The following is an 18,413-nucleotide window of genomic DNA, read 5'->3' as shown; positions in this document are numbered from 1 at the left end:
TCTATATATATGAATAATATTATTATAAAATTTACAAATAGAAAAAAACCAAAGGGCACCCTTTGGTTTTTACATTTTTTTATGTTGTTTAGAAAGCTTTTTCCACTTATCACGCTCTGCTCTGGCAAGGATTACATCTTGTTTTCTCATAAAATACGCCAGTTCTCTTTGTAATTTTTTATAGCTTTTCAAACGATCTATCGTAATAAGTCCGTTATCAATTGCACTATGCACCGCGCATCCTGGTTCATTCTCATGCTTACAATCACGAAAACGGCATGTTGTCGCAAGTTTTTCAATATCAGAGAATGTTGTTTGAATCGCTTCGCTTCCTTCCCAAAGTTGCAATTCTCTCATACCGGGAGTATCAATTACGAGAGCGCCACTTGGCAATTGAAATAACTCTCGATGCGTTGTCGTATGCCTCCCCCTACTATCCTCTTCACGTATATCTCCCGTTTTTGCTACCTCAATTCCTATTAGTGCATTTAACAAAGTTGACTTTCCTACCCCTGATGACCCAACTAAAGCAATTGTTTTCCCTGAAGAAACGAATTGTTTCAACGAATCAATACCTGTATGCTCTAAACTATCAACAACGAAAATAGGAACACCAATTGCTATAGCTTCCGTTTCTACAATTTTCCGTTCCACATCATTACATATACTACTCTTTGTTAAAACAATAACTGGCATAGCATCGCTTTCATACGCTAATAATAAATAACGTTCCATCCTTCTAACATTAAAATCATGATTAAGTGCATTCACTAAAAATAAATAATCTACATTTGCTGCTATTACTTGTTCTTCCGTTCGAGTACCAGCCTCTTGTCTAGAAAAAGAGCTTCTTCTCGGAAAAATACGATGAATGATAGCTTTCTTTTCATTCTCTATTTTCTTTATATACACCCAATCACCAACAGCTGGATAATCTCCCTTCGTTACTGCTTCATGCCGAAACTTTCCAGACAGTTCTGCCATATATTCACCATCATTACAAATAATTCGATATATATGCTTATGCTCAAGTAAAATACGCCCTACTTCAAAGTTCTCTACAGCTTGTTCCTCAAAAAAAGAATCCCAGCCATACGATTCTAAAATATTTTGATTCAAATTGATATCCTCCCTAGTTTAAGCTAAGTGGAAGGATAGTGCGCTCACTTATATCGTTTCGCCCTTTCCATCCACCTTTGTATTTGGTTTATTATTCATATAAGTTATTTTCGCCATAATACATCACCCCGTTCTTATTTTAATTACTCTCATTATATGGAATTCTCCTATAAAAAGCTACATCATTTAACGTAATTTTCAAATAATTTGTTTTTGAGCATTCTAATTTGTCCTCGGTGACTAATTTCATCTTCTAGCACATGAAACCAAAGATAGTGCTGGTTATATACTACACCGTTAGGCCACTTTCTTTCTGACATGAGCCACTCATTACCTTGTTCACTTAAATACTTCAGAGATTCTTCTCGAACACTTTGTAGAAGTTGTACATAATACTGTATTTCATGACCACAGATTGCTCTACCCGCTTCCCCTAAATACAGTGCATCTTCCCATATTTCTAATTCTTCTTTTGTAAAGTCACGATCTTGAAATGAAATAAGCTGATGAACTTTTTCAATAGCTGCTATATGCTTTAATAAGGCGCCAATTGAATTTCCGCTGCTTTGCATAATTAAATCTAATTGCTCAACTGATAAACTTTTTACTTCGCCTAATGTTACAGCTCTCGTATGCTCAAGCAGGCTTACTAATTCCCCTATTTTTTTTGTATAACCATCTACACTTCTTATTCGATAATCTATATTCATATCACGCACCCCTTTCTGCATTCATATTATTGTAAAAATGATTCATATAATAGACTGAAATCTATCTAAATTTTCTGTTATAATTAATTTGAATACAAAATATACCCAAACAAACTTTCTCAATATGCTTATATGAAATATTAAAAGGAATCAATATAAAATAATCGAATCTTATTCACTAAAAGGAGTGGATTCGATGGAAATGTATCAATGGCTAACCGCTGTTCTTGTTGGTGGCATTACCGGCTTCGTTTCCCATCTAATCAATAACCAAGGTAAGTTATTGCTTCCACGCCGTTTGAAAACATTTTTTCATTTTGGATTTTTAACTGATATTTTTACTGGTAGCCTAGCCGCACTTCTTGGGCTCGTTTTATTCGATGTCACCGCAATAAAAGAAATTATAAAAGTATCCATTGTAACTGCTATTTCCGGTCAAACTTTTTTACTACATCAAGCTCTTGGTGGCGAACAGGCTAAAAATACGCAAATTGGGAAAGCTGATGAGAAGATTCAAGAAATTGACAAATTATTGCGACGTTAGTGTATACTTTCTTTTAAAATTATTGTTATAATGAGAAATAAATATTTTCTATTGCGTCGTTTGTCAGGAGAAAGGGTGTTTCGTATGACAAAAAAGAAAATAGAAGATTTCTTAACAAACTCCGAAAAAGAGGAACTGCTAGAAAACTATAAATGTTTACGAGAAGCCCGCACAAAAAGCGAAGCTAACTATTTTGGCGAAGCAGTAAACCATCTATTAAATAAAGCAAAACAACGAATTATTAAAGATGCAGGTATACATGATGAAAATGCTGCAACTGTTCAATCAAAGAGAAAAGCACTGTTTTAGCTACATTAGCTAAAACAGTGCTTTTTATTACAACATTTTTCACATTACTTTCACATCTATTTCACAATTATAAGTACTCCTATATGTTAAACTAGGTATATCCTTTTCCGAGGAGCTATATGCCGATATATAAACCCCTATCTATATAGGGGTTTTTTATTTTCCCATAATTTTATTACAAATCCTTTTCAATCATACAGCTCAACGACGAATTATTAAAAATACAGCAACTATGCAATCAAAAAGCACCTTTTTAACTTATCCTAAAAAATTGTTTTTTGATTTACTAAAACTTTATGATGCAATTCCTTTTTCATTATCTTTACTAATGTGTTCACCTTTTCTAAGCAGAAATAAAGCTACAACATATAATAACGCTGTAAAGCTACCTACTAGTATAAAATTGTGAGATGTTGCAAATAACATTCCTGCTATTACCGCACCAATCATTTGGCCAATGTACATCGAGGCGTTAGCAAGGGCAGCACCTGTTCCCCGTGCTATAGTAGACATGTTTTGTAAATGTCCCATCATTAATACAAACAACATTCCTGTCACAAAAAATAAAACAAAGAAAAAGAATTCAACAAAAATAAGATTCTTTAAATAGGGAAGTATTACATATAACACTGCCGTAAATACAATTCCACCATAGAAAGAAAGATTGTATCCAATTTTATTTACAAGTCTAGGGCCAAAAATATTACCAGCTAAATTTCCTAATCCTAGTACAAGCATAGCCGTACCTACTTCATGAACCTGTAAGCCAAATTGAATGGAAAGCCATACACCAAAAAATGAAAATGCAGCAAAATTTCCGGTTTGAAAAACAAAGTATGCAAAATAAGAAAGTGAAACCTTTGAATCTGTAAGTAATTGTTTATAACGCTGTAAAATCACTTTTTTATTTCCACCTATATGAACCGACTGTATTTCTGGTAATACAACATAAATAAGAATAACAAGTAGTGCTGATAATATACCAATGAAATAGAATGGGATTGTATAATGTATCGTTGCTAAATAAGCTCCCAGTGGCAGCCCTAAAATTTGAGAGATTGATAACCCTGCTGTTGCAACCCCAATTGCTTTCACAATTTGCTTTTTCTCTATAAGGAGCGGAATGGATGCCCACACTTGTGGAGATACAAAAGCTGCACTTACACCTGCTAAAAATCTAAATGTTAGCATCCATAAAAAACTCGGTGCAATTCCACACAAAAACGTACTTATTGCAAAAAAACTCATACCTAGTACCATCACTTTTTTTCTGTTTAATCCATCTGATATAGGACCAGCAATAAGCGCAAATCCAGCATACCCTAAAGCATACGAACTCACCATCCATCCTGACAACTCGGTTGAAACATGATACACCTGTTGTAATGTCGGCAACAGTGGTGAAATTAAGAAAGTGTCTGTACCGATCATAAACATTATCGTGAAAAATACAGCTAGTACTCTATTCATTGTGAGTCAGGTGTTATGTACACACGCCTTGAAGGAACACAACGTTTCATTTCAATTCGTGAAGAAGATTTAAATGCTAGATTCCCAGGTTTGTTACAAGTTGTATTACATGCGACAGAGCCATATTAAAAAACATCTCATATGAATATGAGATGTTTTTTAATATGGCTATTCTTTTAATAAATCTATTAATCCATTCCCTTCAGATGTACGTTCGTACCCTAAAGGTACAGTTCTTTTAATAAGTTGTGCATATACTTCCGGCTCTGATAACTTTCGACCGTATTCTTTCTCACACTGTTTAATGAGCAAGGCGAGCGCCCCAGCAATATGCGGCGTCGCCATGGAAGTTCCACTTAACACAGCATATTTCCCATCTGGATACGTAGATAATATTTCATCACCTGGCGCTACTAGATCAATTTCTTGATTTGAATTACTAAAACATGCAATCTTCCGCTCTAAATTAACAGCACCAACTTCAATTACCTCAGAGTAAGCACCTGGGAAATCTAATTCCTCTGTTTCATCATCGCAATCTCCATTATTTCCAGCAGCACATACAACGAGAACATCCTGCTTTACCGCATTTTGAATTGCTTCATGTAATTCTGGAACATCTTGCGGACCACCAAGTGACATTGAAATAATTCTTACTTTCTCTTGATTCGGCCCTCTCCAATTTACAGCATAATGAATTGCCTCAATAATTTGCTCATAACTTCCAGAACCATCTCCCGCTAAAACTTTTAATACTAACATTTTAGCAAGTGGTGCAACTCCTAATACACCGACACCATTTTCAGTCGCGGCAATCGTCCCCGCTACATGAGTACCATGTCCGTTATTATCAAGATACACATTTGGATCAGCTTCATAATCTTTTGTGAAATTTCTTCCGTCGATAATACGATCTTTTAAATCTATATGATTAGTATCACACCCTGTATCTAATACGGCAACGACTACATCTTGCCCCTTCACACTCTTTTCCCATACTTGCGGAGCGTGAATCATTTGTACACCTGGTGGAATTTCATTTACTTGTTCTACCACCTTATTTACGGTAAACGGAATCAATTGTATACCTTTTTGTTTATTCACTGTACTACTCATCGTAATCCCTCCTGAAAATGTATTATTTTCATTTCAGACCACTTTTGAATACGTGTAAATGTAACATTCGTTTTATTCTTTTTGTTTTCCTTCTTTTCAAATATTTCTCAACATCATTTACTAACTTTATACTACTTTTTTATTTTCCCTATGATTTGTAGGAAGTAACACCCCATGTCGTTCAACTACTAACCAAAATAAGAGAACCAATTAATGGTCCTCTTACAGTCTTTTAAAAGAATGATATGTAATTTGAAAAATAATATAAATTAAGACTAAACCTCACTCTTGTTTAAAAACTTTTCTATTTCTTTTACTAAATATTCCGCTCCCTCTATCCCAACAGTAATATTTCCATTTGCTAATGATATGTTCTGTTCTGAAACATCACCTGTGATTTGGCAAGCATTGTAAGGTTGATATTTTTGTAAAATGATTTTATCTGCTTCTACAAAAATTTCAAGCGGTGATTTGATTTGTATTCCCAATACATCGCGTAATTCTTTAGGGATAACAATTCGTCCTAATTCGTCTACTTTTCGAATAACTCCTGTTGCTTTCATATTTCTCCCCCCCTTACTCTATATTAATTTTTCCACCTCGCTTTTTCCATTTTATCACTTTTTGGCAATACTTGCCTCTTTTTAGAAAATTTTGTACTCGAGTTAAAAAAACACATTTAATGCATACGTAATCTCTCTTTCAATTGTTTTACATAACGGGATCTTATAAGTAAGAAGTATACAATTTGAATACCTATGAAAATACTTAATACAACTGTATTTTCTTTAAACAATGAGTACTCAAACATTTGCCCTAACGCAGTTAAGGCTACTGCCCCATGTAATGTTGCAACACCAATTGGAACGAAGAATAAAAGCGCCAATCGAATTGTAACTACCTTCGATAATTCCCCACTCGTCAATCCAACTTTTCGAATCATTTCGAACAAGCGAACATCATCCTCCAAATCGGAGAATAAACGGAAGTAAAGGAAACTTCCTGCGCAAACGAAAAATACTATACCAATAAAGAAACCTACAAATAAAATCGGTCCTGCAATTTGTAAACTTTGGTTTTGTTCGTACTCTTCCGCACTAAACGTTGACTGTTCTTGATACGGTTTAATTTGATGAGTAAGCTCTTTACCAATTTCAATCTCATCTTTCGTTCTTTCAGTTTTATACATATAATCTTTTGTCTCTATAAATCCATCTTGTAATGAATCATATTGATTATTAGAGATTACATAAACATTTCCTCTTAATATTTTCCCCAATGAAGATGAAGTAACTTTTTTCACCTTTAAACTTTCATTCATATTGGGTAAAGTAATTTCTTTTCTTTCTTTCATCGCTGGCCCTGGTATATCAGCTGACAAAAATACAATCTCTTTATTGGCTACAGTATTAAATGGTTCTCCTGTTAACTTTGCATATTCCTTATAATCTGATTCTTTTATAAAAGTGGCGCTTCTTAACGACTGTTCCTCCGTTTTCTTTGTCGAAATATTAGTTTTTGAAGCTGCTATATTATGTTTCTTTAATCCTTTGTCAATCATTTGTATATGTTGTGATTCGTTACTATTCCCTTGCTTAGAATGGTAATGAAACGCAATTGGTCTCTCCATTATCCCTTTCGTCATGGATGCGAAGCCGACTAATGTCCCTATTGCGGAAAATGCTACAGTAGAAATAATGGTTACAATAAAGAACATTCTTGCGTTATCTCTCATGCGATACGCTAAATCTGATAACGTAATAATATTAGTCTGTGTCCAATAGAAACGTTTACTTTTTTTACATAATCGAATAATAAAGACACTCAGCTGCTTGTACAACAAATACGTCCCAATAATAACTACCGTTGTAACAGGAATCATCATAATAAATACCATTGCGCCATGCGATAGAAGAGCTCCTACATAGCCAGCACTAAGCAATACTACTGCTAATATTGAAGAAATGATTGATGCTTTCGGTTCCGGTTTTGCCTCTGCTGACCCTCTAAACAACTTCATAATTTTATTTTTACGAATCATTCCTGCACTAAACAATGATATGATCATAAATAATATGAAAAACATAATACTTGTTACAACAATTGCTTTCATCGGTATGTAATAGGATAAGGATATATCTAGTTTTAATATCATCGGGGCGACAAATAGTAATACCCCTGAAAATAACATACCTGAAAGAATACCAAAAATAATTGCCCCTATTCCAATCATAATATTTTCAAAAAAGATAAGACGCTTTAATTGATATTTCGTCATACCTAGCATCATTAAAATTCCTAGCTCACGCTTTCTCGTTTTTAAAAACATTCCCATCGAATATAAAATAAAGAAGAATGTAAATAAGTAAATAATAGACTGTGCAAAAGACATACTTACGAATACGTACTGACCCAATTCTCCTGCACTTAATGCCGGATGAAACGCAAAAAATGAATACACAAAAAAGGCCATAATAGCAAATGCACTACTCAAAAAATAGGCTGAGTATGTCCGTCTATTTCGCGTTACATTCCGATATGCGAGTTCTCTAATGTTCATATTACTTCTCCGCCCTTCTTTCTACTAACTATGTTTTTATATTAGTAAAGTACGGAAATACCTTCCATCGATTCAAATGACAAAAACCTTACAGTTTTGAAAGGTTTAAAAAAATTGCTTATACGTAGTACTTTATTTATAATGACTACATTCATATTCATACACACATCCTATTGTATATTCGTTAGTTTTGCGAAATAATAAAGGATAGAAGTATGTACCATTATACATATAAACTTATTTACCGCTTTAATATGAATAGGAGGAAAACATAATGACATTACAAGAACAGATTATGAAAGCATTACATGTTCAGCCTGTAATTGATCCAAAAGTTGAAATTCGTAAACGAGTTGATTTCTTAAAAGATTATGTAAAAAAAACAGGCGCAAAAGGATTTGTACTTGGTATTAGCGGCGGCCAAGACTCTACTTTAGCAGGACGCTTAGCACAACTTGCAGTTGAAGAAATTCGTAACGAAGGTGGTAATGTAACGTTTATCGCCGTACGTCTTCCTTATAAAGTACAAAAAGATGAAGATGATGCACAATTAGCATTACAATTCATTCAAGCAGATCAATCTGTTGTATTTGATATTGCTTCAACTGTTGATGCTTTTTCAAATCAATATGAAAACTTATTGGGTGAATCATTAACAGATTTCAATAAAGGTAACGTGAAAGCACGTATCCGTATGGTTACTCAATATGCAATTGGTGGACAAAAAGGGCTACTTGTTATCGGAACAGATCACGCTGCAGAAGCTGTAACAGGGTTCTTTACAAAATTCGGAGATGGTGGTGCAGATTTATTACCATTAACGGGATTAACGAAGCGCCAAGGACGTGCATTATTACAAGAGTTAGGTGCAGACGAGCGACTTTACTTAAAAATGCCAACAGCTGATTTATTAGATGAAAAACCAGGTCAAGCTGACGAAACAGAGTTAGGTATTACTTATGATCAATTAGATGATTATTTAGAAGGTAAAGCAGTTCCAGCTGACGTTGCAGAGAAAATTGAAAAACGTTACACAGTGAGTGAGCATAAAAGACAAGTACCAGCGTCAATGTTTGATGATTGGTGGAAATAAAACATAAAAAAGAAGCTAATCTCATTTAGCTTCTTTTTTATATGTTAACGATATACCCCTACTCTTTTCTCCAATAAATCTTGCAGGCAATCTTCATGCTGTTTACAAAATAACGGTGGCATGTCGTCTAACGGGAAAAACTTCAAATCCAACGTTTCATCACCATCTACTTTTTTGTCGCCCCCAACTATTGAGCATGAAAAACACATCACAATTGACTGTGCCTTGTCTCCATTTGGATATGATTGAAAATATTTTGTATACACTCCAATAAGCTCATTTATTTCTACATCATACCCGGTTTCTTCTTTTATTTCTCGGATTGCAGTTTCCGCAGCCGATTCTCCTATCTCCATTGCGCCACCTGGAAAGCCCCAAGCGTTAAAGTCTCCTCTTTTTTGCAGTAATACTTCTCCTTCTTTATTAAATACACAACCACCGGCAAAGTTTAAGAAAACATAATCATGCCCTACTTTTTCACGTAATTCTTTTATATAATTCGCCATTCTCTTCCCCTTTTCATACTTCTTCTATCGCTATTTCTTATCTTTTTCAAGCAATTCAATAATTCGATCTAGCTTCTGGTTCATATTAATCACGTGGTGTTTCTTTGCAACGCTGCTTTGTAATACTCTTCTAATAAACAAAGTAAATGATATGAAAAACAAAACGATAAGTCCGATTACTAAACAAGTATATATCAATGTAAAAATATTACTTTCGAACAAGTTCATTCAGCATTCACATCCTCTCCTTTTTATTTTATCACATAATTCCCAATATTTTAAAGTGATCAACAAATATAAAAAGAGCATCTTTTACAGATGCTCTTTCTCATTGCTTAATACGTAAATGTAATTGTCGCCAATGAATAACCCGCCAGTGCACTATAAGGTGCTACTTGATAAGACACACGCTTTGCACCTTTTGGCCAATTTATTTCATTTAATACTTTCTTTATATCTTGCATCGTTCCATCCATGGACTGCTTATATCGTACTTCTACTTTTTCTGGTTTGGCTGCAAACTGTTGCTGCAACTTTTGCTTAAATTCATTATAATTTTCTGCTCCGTATTCTGCAGATAAGTATTGTAAATTTGTTTCTTTTAACATCTGCTCATATACAATAGTTTTTGAGCTACCAGCTTTTATTTTATTTGTTAATTCACCAAAATAACTTGTAGTTGCCGCTGGATATTTGCCACGATCCCATTCATGATCTTTACTTAACTGTTCGTCAGACATATTAAAATATGAGTAAGTTACACGCCCTGCTTTATCTGGTACTGGATCATCAAATGTAGTATCTAGGTGATACCATTTGTTTTCAATGTTCACTAAATTCCACGCGTGAGCTTGTCCATTTCCTGTGCCTGTTACAATATGATTTTGAATACCTGCCTCTTTTAACAACTCATACGTTAATAATGTATATCCTTGGCAAACGGCAGAACGATTCGCTAATGCTTCATATGCTGTATACGCTTGATAAGACGTATCATAAGACACATGCTTCACAACGTAATCGTGAATAGCTTTTACTTTCTCATGCTCATCCATCCCTGGTTTTACAATTGATCCAACAATTGATTTTGCCTGAGCTTTTACATATTGAGTTTGTTCTTTTGATTCACGGTATTTTACTTGCAGTGTAAACGTATAGTCCCCTGGCATTCCTTTAATAGAATATCTAGTAGACGCTACATTATATTTTACATACTCATCAGCATCTACAATTTTATTAAACTCACCATACAATTGATCCATAATATTTCTAGCATTTCTATCTTTTGTTTTATATGTGATTGTAATATTTTCTTCTCGATTATCAATCTGTTTTTTTAATTCTTTTCTGAAATCATCTAATAACTTTACATCTGATTGTGCTGTCACCGTATTCGGATTTGTAGCTGCATAAGATACAGATGACGCTTGTAAGCCTCCCATTACTATAGTTGAACAAAGTGCGGCAGCTGTCACATACTTAATTGTCTTTCCCATCTTGTCACTCCTTATATTCTATAACTATACGAAAAAGTATCGTATAGTTTCAGAGTATACAATACTTTTTCGTATAGGTCATATGAGATTATGCATATTAACTAATTCACATAAAAAGGTTGTTCTTTTTAAAAGAACAACCTTTTTTCATTAGCATGTTTGTAATACACAGCATGTATTTTCAAAACGTTGATTTTTCAAATCTTCATTACTAATACAGAAATATAGCATCCCTAGTTCTCCCCAAACCATATTACAATTTTTATGATCTGAATCAATTTGGAATAAAAGAGTCATTTGCTGCGGGTCTACTCCCATATATTCTCCTGTCTCATATAACACTTCTTCTTGTACAGAGAATGGCTCACCAAACATTTGATGGTTATCATAGTTATCTGGAATTAGCTCTTCAAGTAATTGCAAGAAACGATCTGAATCAGCCTCATCTTCAATGAAAAGTTCTGGTAATTTGTATGTCAGTTCAAAAGTAATTGCACACTGGTTATATTTCGCTTGTATTTCATTTTCTCTTCGTAATTGCTCTACAGGAACATCATAATAAAGTACACGCCCAGCCTCTGTTAGATTCACATTTTCTTCAAAATAATTTTCAATGCAAAAGAAATACAGCATCCCCGTCTTAGGAAGATTGTGATCCATACCAACATTTTGTAAATCACTTAAGTTAAATTGCGCGATAAATTGTAGTGGATTTCCTTTATGCTTTGGATATTCAAATAAAGCTGGTAGATCAGGAACTCCTCCCATTTTCGAACTACCTATCGCAACAGTTTCCTGCTGCTTTGGCACAACTTTTATACAAGGAAATACAGTATTAATAAGTTCCTCTTTCAAGTGTGTTAGTTCATATTTATCAATTAACACTTCAATTTTTTTATTCATAAATTCTCCTTACATTTACATACTTATTTATATCATAGTACAAAGATTATACTTCATTCTTTACAAAATCAACAAGCCTCCAAAAAACGGGCTTATCCTTCGTACGCGAACAAGTTTAAAAAAGCATACTATACATTGTTCCTACAAACACGATAGTTCTTTAGTTCTTCCAGTACATTTTCCCCTCGTTCATTTTTATTTTTAATATAAGGAGGAATTCCACATGGGTTACGGATATAGTTGCGGCGGTTACGGTTACGGCGGTAGCTGTGGTGGTTGTGGTTACGGAGGTTTCGCTTTATTAATCGTTTTATTCATCCTTCTAATCATCATCGGAGCTAGCTGTTGGGGCGGCTTTGTAGGCTGCTAGTAAACTTAAAAACTATTGAAAAAAAGCACGTACAATACGTGCTTTTTTTCCATTTCCAAATCTTTTATTCGAAAGGAAGTATGTTTAATGAAGATTGATGGTGTTTTTGAAGGAGGCGGTGTGCGCGGTATTGCGCATGTCGGGGCAATTTGCGCGTTAGCCGAAAAAGGTTATGAATGGGAACGTGTAGCTGGTACATCGGCTGGTTCGATTATTGCAGCGCTCCTAGCGGCAGGATATTCTTGTTCAGAGTTAAAAACGATTATAACTGATATTGATTATAATAAATTTACGAAAAGAACTTTTATTGATAGAATTCCTTTTATCGGTAAGGGACTAAGTGCATGGACTACTCTAGGTATATACTCTAATGTATTTATAGAAGAATGGATTGAAGAATTACTTCGAAAAAAAGGTGTTCATTTATTTACTGATTTACCAGATCTAAACAAACTCAAAATCATCGCCTCTGATATTAGTAATGGTAAAATGGTTGTCTTTCCTGACGACTTACCAAACTACGGATTTTTAAATTATCGCTTCTCTATCGCTAAAGCGGTAAGAATGAGTAGTACAATCCCCTTCTTCTTTGAACCCGTAAAATGGAGAACTCCAAAATGGAAGCAGCCTTGTTATATGGTTGATGGAGGAATTCTAAGTAATTATCCAATTTGGATTTTCGATTCACCTACCGCTCCTCGCTGGCCGACTTTCGGATTTCATTTTGTAAAAGATGAGATTCAAGCTGACCCTGCTCACTATAACGAGCCTATTTCTATGTTCAAAGGACTATTTAAAACAATGATGCAAGCTCACGATTTACGTCATTTAGATAACGAATCAAAAGCAAGAACCATTACAATTCCAACAGGAACGATTACAAGTACTAATTTTGAACTGACAAAGGAAGAAAAAGAATGGCTTTACAATTCTGGTTATAACTCTGCTAATAAATTTTTACAAGCTTGGAACTTTAGGCAATATATTGATGAATATAGAAAAGGAAATCAAGACCGAAAGACAAATCGATTTTTTCGTCAACTTGACTCATAATATTATTATTTTGCATACAAAAACGTTTGACAAATTAATAGTAAATAAGCCTAGTAATTTCTTATATTACTAGGCTTATTTACTTCCTATACAATCTCGTACATTGTTTAAGGGTACGATAACCCTTCGGCTTCTTCTGCAGTAATAACTATGTAACGATTTCCCGTTCTTAATCCTAACAGTTCTGCTTTTTCAATTGCTTCTTGCTGTGTCTCCGCATAAGCAGCTAAATATTTTTCTCCATTGATCATTTGACAAATTACATATTGTTTCATTACTTTCTCCTCTTACTTTTTCATTAGTTGTGCAAGTTTTTTTATACCTATTTCAATTTCTTCTAACGTTGCGTATGAATACGATAGGCGCAAAAATTGATTTGCACTTCTATCATATAAAGTACCTGGGTTTAATAAAACCTTTTCTTGCAGAGCTTTATCAAATAAACTGCGATATGAAATGGGTACTTTTATATGTACCCATATATAAAATCCCCCTGTTGGTTCATGCCAAGTTGCTATTTCACGAAGATATTTATCTAACATTAGTAACATAAAATCTCTTCGTTTTTTCAATTCACTTCTTACAAAGCGCAAATGCTCATCATATAGACCATTTGTAAACCACTCTGCTGCAATTTGCTGGGATATAGTGCTTGAACCATAATCTGTTTGCATTTTTATGTCTGACAATCTTTGAATTACTGGCTCAGGTCCAACAATCCATCCAATTCTTAACCCTGGACTAATTACTTTGGACATGCTTCCAATATGTAGTACGATTCCATTTTTATCATAGGCTTTTAAAGGTTTCGAACAAGGTGCATCAAACCATAAGTCTTGATACACTGCGTCCTCTATAATAGGTAATCCAATTTCATTACATATTTCTATCACTTCTATTCGTCTCTTCGCATTCATACTAAAGTTCGTTGGATTATGAAAAGACGGGATTGTATATAAAATAGATGCATTAAATTGCTTCTTATATTTTGTAATATATGATGTATTTAAACCGTTCTCATCCATTGGTATTCCAATGAAACGCATTCCTGCGGATTGAAAAACATTAAGCGAATATAAATAGGATGGTTTTTCTAATAAGATGGATGCCCCTTTTGGAAGAAGCCCCATAGAGATAAGTTGCAGCGCTTGAATTGCTCCTGAAACAATTAATATAGAGTCAGGAGATACATATACACCATGCCCCTTTAAGTATTCGGAAATCTTTTCCCTTAAATAAAAATTTCCTTTCGGCTCTTCATACCCAAGCGTCACATTTGACTTTAAAAGCTTATTCATAATTTCTTTCATCTTTTTCTCAGGTAAGAGACTCGGCGCGAGCTCACCTGTTCCTAATCGAATTACATGTGGATAAAATTCAGCTTGATTAATCTCCTGAATAGCTGGGAGATTCGGATAATGAAGTCCTGTTTCTACATAAGACTGCCAATTAGGCGGGGGTGCGTAAGTTGAAGCATTCTCATTATTATTTACAACAATTGTTCCTTTCCTGCCATTCCCTTCTATGTATCCCTTTGCAACTAGTTCATCGAAAGCCATTACAATTGTGCTTCGATTCACACCAAATGTATGTGCCAACTCTCTTTGTGAAGGTAATTTCGTTCCAACGGTCCATTCTCCATTAACGATCCTTTCTTTTATATAAGTTTCTATTTGTTTATACAGCGGAGTCGCTAGAGACATATTCGGTTTCCAAACGAATCTTCCCATTATATCACCTTATATTCTTTTTGGTTGGTAACCTCCCCAACCATATGGATGGATACAAATTTTCATTTCTTCTATACAATATACACTATCATAATGAATTAAAATAGGAGGTAATATGATGAGTGAAGCAATTATTCATGGTATCATTCTTGCATTTGGACTTATCATTCCATTAGGTGTACAAAATGTTTTTGTCTTTAACCAAGGTGCGAGCCAACCAAACATTTGGAGGACAGCTCCCGTAGTATTAACTGCCTCTATATGTGATACGTTACTCATATTGATTGCAGTGCAAGGTGTCTCCCTTGTACTCCTTACTTTTTCTTGGCTAACTAACTCATTATATATAATTGGATTTTTCTTTCTCCTATACATGGGCTTTGTTATTTGGAGAAGTAATCCTTCCAACGATGTAAAACAAGAAAAAAGTATGCCCTTAAAAAAGCAAATCCTTTTCGCAGCATCAGTTTCGTTATTAAATCCACATGCTATTTTAGACACAATCGGTGTAATTGGAACAAATTCTATTCAATACATAGGAAGTGAAAAATGGGCTTTCACACTTGCAACTATTATCGTTTCTTGGATTTGGTTTATAAGCTTAGCTTTAGCGGGGAAATTTCTAAAAAGACTAGACTCAACCGGAAAGACAATTTTATTTTTAAATAAATTTTCTGGTCTCATCATATGGGGTGTCGCACTTTATATGTTAAAACAAGTTATTTATTCTTAATGAACGAAAGAGAATTGCATGTTACTCAAAACATCATGCAATTCTCTTACAAATTATGAAGTAGGTTCCGGTTTCTGTTTTACCGCCTTTGCATCCTTTGCTGGTTTAATCCAAATGATTGCTATGACAGCACCAATGGCAGCGAAAATACTTGTCAAATAAAACACTTCATGGTCCGCCCCTTTCATAAAAAAAGAATATAAAGGTGGTCCAGCTGCTACACCAATAAATCGCATTGAACTATAAAAGGACGTAACCGTTCCCCTTTGCTCCTTTTCAATCCCTTGTGTAATGAGAGCATCTAAACATGGGAGTGCCATACCAATTCCTATCCCCATAATAACGAGACAAAGAAGTAGTAAGTAAATCCCTTTTATAAATAAAGGAATGATGACTGATGCAGCTGCCATTAAAAAACCAATATAAATACACTTCTTCATAACATTTTGATTATCTCCAATTTTTTTACCGGCCATATAGGAACTAAGTGACAGTACAAGTAACGGGATAGCAAGCACACACCCTTTCCATATACCATGAATGTCATACTTTGATTCCAGTATAGTCGACAAATAAAAGAGAATTCCGAATAAAATAAGCATAATAATTGCACCTAATGCAAAAATGGCAATTAACCATCTTCCTTTTTCTCGAAACGTAGACAGAATAGATTTTATAAACTCTTTAAGTGGTGGTACTTCTCCTTCTTGTTTCTTTGCCTTTACTAGAACAAGTAACAAAACAATTGATATGACACATAAAACTGGAATCGCCCAAAATGGTAAGAACCATACAATGGCAGCAAGAGCAGATCCTAAAATAGGGCTCAGCACTTTTCCAAATGTATTGGATGTCTCAATGATTCCCAAGCCTGTACTAACTTGTTTTTCGTCTTTGTATAAATCACCAACACACGGTATAACAACCGGCATTGCACCAGCAGCACCAATACCTTGAATCGCTCTACCAATCAATATCCAATTGTAGGGATTATCAACTTTCCAAGATACCCAACCAGTTATCGCTCCTCCTATAGCTGCAATCAGCAAACTCGGAACCATTACCATCTTTCGTCCCCATCTATCTGATAAATAACCAGCAATCGGTATAAGTAGAATGGCTACGATAGAGTAAATTGTAATAATCATGGATACTTGAAACGATGAAATATGTAATTTCTTTTCAATAGTCGGCAGAATTGGGATGAGCATTGAATTCCCTAATGTCATAACAAGTGGAACTGATGCAAGCGCAATTAAACAACAGTTTTCTTTTTTTAACATGTTGGCTTCGAAACCTTTCATCATATATTTCTTACCATATAATAGCCCCGCTGGAACGTAACTTTTCATTCCACCAGGGCTATTACATCTTTACTACTTCCCATTCACAACAAAAGAAATTGGGGAAATTATAGTATTATTCCTATTCTTTGAATCCAGTTCACAATATATCCATACCAATTAATTGAAAAAAAAAGAAAGGAAGAATCCTTCCTTTCTCCTATAACCTTCTACAATTAGCGAGTATATCCGCCACCAAGTTGTTGTTCTGCCATCGCTACAAGGCGTTTTGTAATTTCACCGCCTACAGAACCGTTTGCACGTGAAGAAGTATCAGCGCCAAGTTGTACACCAAACTCTTGTGCAATTTCATATTTCATTTGATCTAAAGCTGCTTGTGCTCCATGTGATGCTAATTGATTAGAATTACGATTTCTAGCCATTACCAATCACCTCCTTATTTATATATAAATTGTGTTAAATTCAAATTAAAATACATGGAAATTTTTGGTTATTTTTTACCGTAAAAAAAGAGCCTCTAAAACGAGACTCTCACATCATTTCACATTACGAAGTTACTACTTCTAATTTTCTATTTATTAATACTTTCATTTCTTCTTTTAATATCTCTTTTGAATTATGTCCAAACCATTCTAAGGAAGCAAAAAGATCCGTACCTCTCACTTCCTGAATAATCTCATCATAATTTACAATACCTTCAAATAACGGAACCATACCTATACGACTTCCTGCTGCAGCATATACATTATTAGGTTCAAACACATGCAAATAATCCGCTGAAGATATATTCTTAAAATGGTAATGTAGTGTCCACGGCTTTAATCGCTGGAAACTGTCTATTGGATCTGCGCCAGACTCCCATATATGAAGAAAATCAAGATTTATTTTTAAATTCGGATGATTTACTTCTTCTAATAACTCTATAGTAGAAGGCAATGTGTCCGTTAGTGTATTGGGATGTGTTTCTAACAGCACATACATATTGTGCTGAGCAAACACATCACAAATCTTACGTATTCGCTTCACATACTCTTTTCTCTCTTGTTCCGAGAAGTCCTTGCTCCCTTTTTGCCCAGCAAACGTGCGAATTTTATTCGTATTAAACCAATTAGCTAGTACTACAAGTTGTTCACTTTTCTCTATCGTTTTTTCAAAATCTGCTGATAATGATATATCTAAGTAATCACTTATCATCGTAATTTCTAAGTTTTTATCCTTTAGAAAATTCAATTCTCGTTCTGTCGTTTCACGTTCTTGCATGTACAAATTTTGTGCATGCGTCCCCCATAATTCAATTCCTTCAAAACCGTTTCCATATGCAAATTGAACAATATCAGTAAATGAAATTAATTGATGACGAAATGAAATGGTACATAGCGAATATTTCATAGTATTAA

The 18,413-nt window shown here is 34.4% G+C and carries 21 protein-coding genes and 1 pseudogene; 7 read left to right on the top strand and 15 right to left on the bottom strand.

Annotated features, from left to right (window positions below; all coding sequences use genetic code 11):
* Positions 1–69: 69 nt before the first annotated feature.
* A complete protein-coding gene (gene rsgA / locus AC1Q8M_RS06065) occupies positions 70–1,119 on the bottom strand; it encodes a ribosome small subunit-dependent GTPase A (RefSeq protein WP_071714403.1) in 1,050 nt (349 codons plus the stop codon).
* A gap of 182 nt (positions 1,120–1,301) precedes the next feature.
* Positions 1,302–1,829: a DinB family protein gene (locus tag AC1Q8M_RS06060; RefSeq protein ID WP_071714404.1), complete on the bottom strand. Its 528-nt coding sequence runs from the start codon at positions 1,827–1,829 to the stop codon at positions 1,302–1,304.
* Between the two features lie 196 nt (positions 1,830–2,025).
* Here AC1Q8M_RS06060 and AC1Q8M_RS06055 point away from each other — a divergent pair, with 196 nt between their 5' ends.
* Together AC1Q8M_RS06055 and AC1Q8M_RS06050 are read left to right on the top strand one after the other, a co-directional pair.
* On the top strand, positions 2,026–2,373 hold the full coding sequence (locus AC1Q8M_RS06055; protein ID WP_000426317.1) for a DUF4257 domain-containing protein: 348 nt from the start codon (positions 2,026–2,028) through the stop codon (positions 2,371–2,373).
* 84 nt (positions 2,374–2,457) lie between these two features.
* Positions 2,458–2,682, top strand: coding sequence for a hypothetical protein (locus AC1Q8M_RS06050; RefSeq protein WP_000162602.1), 225 nt, complete (start codon positions 2,458–2,460; stop codon positions 2,680–2,682).
* 294 nt (positions 2,683–2,976) lie between these two features.
* On the opposite strand, the gene AC1Q8M_RS06045 is transcribed toward AC1Q8M_RS06050, so the two are convergent.
* Complete coding sequence (locus AC1Q8M_RS06045) at positions 2,977–4,152, bottom strand: MFS transporter (RefSeq protein ID WP_098360793.1); 1,176 nt, start codon at positions 4,150–4,152, stop codon at positions 2,977–2,979.
* 3 nt (positions 4,153–4,155) lie between these two features.
* On the opposite strand from AC1Q8M_RS06045, the pseudogene AC1Q8M_RS06040 reads away from it, so the two are divergent.
* Positions 4,156–4,281, top strand: a pseudogene (locus AC1Q8M_RS06040) (transcriptional regulator); the annotation flags it as partial.
* 39 nt (positions 4,282–4,320) lie between these two features.
* Here AC1Q8M_RS06040 and AC1Q8M_RS06035 read toward each other — a convergent pair.
* The 3 genes from AC1Q8M_RS06035 to AC1Q8M_RS06025 all read right to left on the bottom strand — a co-directional run bounded on the left by AC1Q8M_RS06035 (position 4,321) and on the right by AC1Q8M_RS06025 (position 7,828).
* Positions 4,321–5,268 carry a S8 family peptidase gene (locus AC1Q8M_RS06035; RefSeq protein ID WP_000099763.1) on the bottom strand — a complete coding sequence of 316 codons (948 nt, stop codon included), beginning with the start codon at positions 5,266–5,268 and terminating at the stop codon, positions 4,321–4,323.
* 275 nt (positions 5,269–5,543) lie between these two features.
* Positions 5,544–5,831 (bottom strand): AbrB/MazE/SpoVT family DNA-binding domain-containing protein, encoded by a 288-nt coding sequence (locus AC1Q8M_RS06030; protein WP_000648324.1) that lies wholly within the window; start codon positions 5,829–5,831, stop codon positions 5,544–5,546.
* 116 nt (positions 5,832–5,947) lie between these two features.
* The gene (locus tag AC1Q8M_RS06025) at positions 5,948–7,828 is read right to left on the bottom strand and encodes an FtsX-like permease family protein (RefSeq protein WP_001025995.1); all 1,881 of its coding nucleotides are present in this window, start codon (positions 7,826–7,828) and stop codon (positions 5,948–5,950) included.
* Between the two features lie 274 nt (positions 7,829–8,102).
* Here AC1Q8M_RS06025 and nadE point away from each other — a divergent pair, with 274 nt between their 5' ends.
* Positions 8,103–8,921, top strand: a complete 819-nt coding sequence (gene nadE / locus AC1Q8M_RS06020) for an NAD(+) synthase (RefSeq protein ID WP_098855564.1) — start codon at positions 8,103–8,105, stop codon at positions 8,919–8,921.
* Between the two features lie 44 nt (positions 8,922–8,965).
* Here the strand turns inward: nadE and AC1Q8M_RS06015 are convergent, their stop codons facing one another.
* From AC1Q8M_RS06015 to AC1Q8M_RS06000, 4 genes are all read right to left on the bottom strand, one after another.
* Positions 8,966–9,427 (bottom strand): NUDIX hydrolase, encoded by a 462-nt coding sequence (locus AC1Q8M_RS06015; RefSeq protein WP_000024996.1) that lies wholly within the window; start codon positions 9,425–9,427, stop codon positions 8,966–8,968.
* Between the two features lie 30 nt (positions 9,428–9,457).
* Positions 9,458–9,655 (bottom strand): DUF4083 domain-containing protein, encoded by a 198-nt coding sequence (locus AC1Q8M_RS06010; RefSeq protein WP_001048104.1) that lies wholly within the window; start codon positions 9,653–9,655, stop codon positions 9,458–9,460.
* 107 nt (positions 9,656–9,762) lie between these two features.
* Entirely contained in the window at positions 9,763–10,923 is a 1,161-nt protein-coding gene (locus AC1Q8M_RS06005) for a transglutaminase domain-containing protein (RefSeq protein WP_098855565.1), read from the bottom strand.
* 150 nt (positions 10,924–11,073) lie between these two features.
* The gene (locus tag AC1Q8M_RS06000; RefSeq protein ID WP_001034838.1) at positions 11,074–11,826 is read right to left on the bottom strand and encodes a YwqG family protein; all 753 of its coding nucleotides are present in this window, start codon (positions 11,824–11,826) and stop codon (positions 11,074–11,076) included.
* 223 nt (positions 11,827–12,049) lie between these two features.
* Here AC1Q8M_RS06000 and AC1Q8M_RS05995 point away from each other — a divergent pair, with 223 nt between their 5' ends.
* Both AC1Q8M_RS05995 and AC1Q8M_RS05990 read left to right on the top strand, forming a co-directional pair.
* Positions 12,050–12,196, top strand: coding sequence for a YjcZ family sporulation protein (locus tag AC1Q8M_RS05995; protein WP_000540425.1), 147 nt, complete (start codon positions 12,050–12,052; stop codon positions 12,194–12,196).
* Between the two features lie 87 nt (positions 12,197–12,283).
* On the top strand, positions 12,284–13,249 hold the full coding sequence (locus tag AC1Q8M_RS05990) for a patatin-like phospholipase family protein (protein ID WP_098855566.1): 966 nt from the start codon (positions 12,284–12,286) through the stop codon (positions 13,247–13,249).
* 107 nt (positions 13,250–13,356) lie between these two features.
* Here AC1Q8M_RS05990 and AC1Q8M_RS05985 read toward each other — a convergent pair whose 3' ends face one another.
* Both AC1Q8M_RS05985 and AC1Q8M_RS05980 read right to left on the bottom strand, forming a co-directional pair.
* Entirely contained in the window at positions 13,357–13,524 is a 168-nt protein-coding gene (locus AC1Q8M_RS05985; protein ID WP_000816390.1) for a DUF3933 family protein, read from the bottom strand.
* 12 nt (positions 13,525–13,536) lie between these two features.
* Positions 13,537–14,979, bottom strand: coding sequence for an aminotransferase-like domain-containing protein (locus tag AC1Q8M_RS05980; protein WP_097853480.1), 1,443 nt, complete (start codon positions 14,977–14,979; stop codon positions 13,537–13,539).
* A gap of 118 nt (positions 14,980–15,097) precedes the next feature.
* Here AC1Q8M_RS05980 and AC1Q8M_RS05975 point away from each other — a divergent pair, with 118 nt between their 5' ends.
* Positions 15,098–15,712, top strand: coding sequence for a LysE/ArgO family amino acid transporter (locus AC1Q8M_RS05975; protein ID WP_071714406.1), 615 nt, complete (start codon positions 15,098–15,100; stop codon positions 15,710–15,712).
* 53 nt (positions 15,713–15,765) lie between these two features.
* Here AC1Q8M_RS05975 and bcbE read toward each other — a convergent pair whose 3' ends face one another.
* From bcbE to AC1Q8M_RS05960, 3 genes are all read right to left on the bottom strand, one after another.
* Positions 15,766–16,995, bottom strand: a complete 1,230-nt coding sequence (gene bcbE / locus AC1Q8M_RS05970) for a bacillibactin exporter BcbE (protein ID WP_071714448.1) — start codon at positions 16,993–16,995, stop codon at positions 15,766–15,768.
* A gap of 236 nt (positions 16,996–17,231) precedes the next feature.
* Positions 17,232–17,438, bottom strand: coding sequence for an alpha/beta-type small acid-soluble spore protein (locus AC1Q8M_RS05965; protein WP_000113545.1), 207 nt, complete (start codon positions 17,436–17,438; stop codon positions 17,232–17,234).
* Between the two features lie 124 nt (positions 17,439–17,562).
* Positions 17,563–18,405: a sugar phosphate isomerase/epimerase family protein gene (locus AC1Q8M_RS05960; RefSeq protein WP_098855567.1), complete on the bottom strand. Its 843-nt coding sequence runs from the start codon at positions 18,403–18,405 to the stop codon at positions 17,563–17,565.
* Between the last annotated feature and the right edge of the window lie 8 nt (positions 18,406–18,413).

It is taken from the genome of Bacillus sp. GW823-FHT06A10 (assembly GCF_058795375.1).
Note: the sequence above shows the minus strand (reverse complement) of the source record. Positions and strands in the feature narration are given on the sequence as shown.

Bases quoted from the DNA above. Each gene is read 5' to 3' on its own strand.
- AC1Q8M_RS05990 (WP_098855566.1), top strand. From the start codon at position 12,284: ATGAAGATTGATGGTGTTTTTGAAGGAGGCGGTGTGCGCGGTATTGCG.
- AC1Q8M_RS05980 (WP_097853480.1), bottom strand. From the start codon at position 14,979: ATGGGAAGATTCGTTTGGAAACCGAATATGTCTCTAGCGACTCCGCTG.
- AC1Q8M_RS06000 (WP_001034838.1), bottom strand. From the start codon at position 11,826: ATGAATAAAAAAATTGAAGTGTTAATTGATAAATATGAACTAACACAC.
- AC1Q8M_RS06015 (WP_000024996.1), bottom strand. From the start codon at position 9,427: ATGGCGAATTATATAAAAGAATTACGTGAAAAAGTAGGGCATGATTAT.
- AC1Q8M_RS05985 (WP_000816390.1), bottom strand. From the start codon at position 13,524: ATGAAACAATATGTAATTTGTCAAATGATCAATGGAGAAAAATATTTA.
- AC1Q8M_RS06050 (WP_000162602.1), top strand. From the start codon at position 2,458: ATGACAAAAAAGAAAATAGAAGATTTCTTAACAAACTCCGAAAAAGAG.
- AC1Q8M_RS05965 (WP_000113545.1), bottom strand. From the start codon at position 17,438: ATGGCTAGAAATCGTAATTCTAATCAATTAGCATCACATGGAGCACAA.
- AC1Q8M_RS06060 (WP_071714404.1), bottom strand. From the start codon at position 1,829: ATGAATATAGATTATCGAATAAGAAGTGTAGATGGTTATACAAAAAAA.
- AC1Q8M_RS06035 (WP_000099763.1), bottom strand. From the start codon at position 5,268: ATGAGTAGTACAGTGAATAAACAAAAAGGTATACAATTGATTCCGTTT.
- AC1Q8M_RS06055 (WP_000426317.1), top strand. From the start codon at position 2,026: ATGGAAATGTATCAATGGCTAACCGCTGTTCTTGTTGGTGGCATTACC.
- AC1Q8M_RS05995 (WP_000540425.1), top strand. From the start codon at position 12,050: ATGGGTTACGGATATAGTTGCGGCGGTTACGGTTACGGCGGTAGCTGT.
- AC1Q8M_RS06010 (WP_001048104.1), bottom strand. From the start codon at position 9,655: ATGAACTTGTTCGAAAGTAATATTTTTACATTGATATATACTTGTTTA.
- nadE (WP_098855564.1), top strand. From the start codon at position 8,103: ATGACATTACAAGAACAGATTATGAAAGCATTACATGTTCAGCCTGTA.
- bcbE (WP_071714448.1), bottom strand. From the start codon at position 16,995: ATGTTAAAAAAAGAAAACTGTTGTTTAATTGCGCTTGCATCAGTTCCA.
- AC1Q8M_RS05960 (WP_098855567.1), bottom strand. From the start codon at position 18,405: ATGAAATATTCGCTATGTACCATTTCATTTCGTCATCAATTAATTTCA.
- AC1Q8M_RS05975 (WP_071714406.1), top strand. From the start codon at position 15,098: ATGAGTGAAGCAATTATTCATGGTATCATTCTTGCATTTGGACTTATC.
- AC1Q8M_RS06030 (WP_000648324.1), bottom strand. From the start codon at position 5,831: ATGAAAGCAACAGGAGTTATTCGAAAAGTAGACGAATTAGGACGAATT.
- AC1Q8M_RS06025 (WP_001025995.1), bottom strand. From the start codon at position 7,828: ATGAACATTAGAGAACTCGCATATCGGAATGTAACGCGAAATAGACGG.
- AC1Q8M_RS06045 (WP_098360793.1), bottom strand. From the start codon at position 4,152: ATGAATAGAGTACTAGCTGTATTTTTCACGATAATGTTTATGATCGGT.
- AC1Q8M_RS06005 (WP_098855565.1), bottom strand. From the start codon at position 10,923: ATGGGAAAGACAATTAAGTATGTGACAGCTGCCGCACTTTGTTCAACT.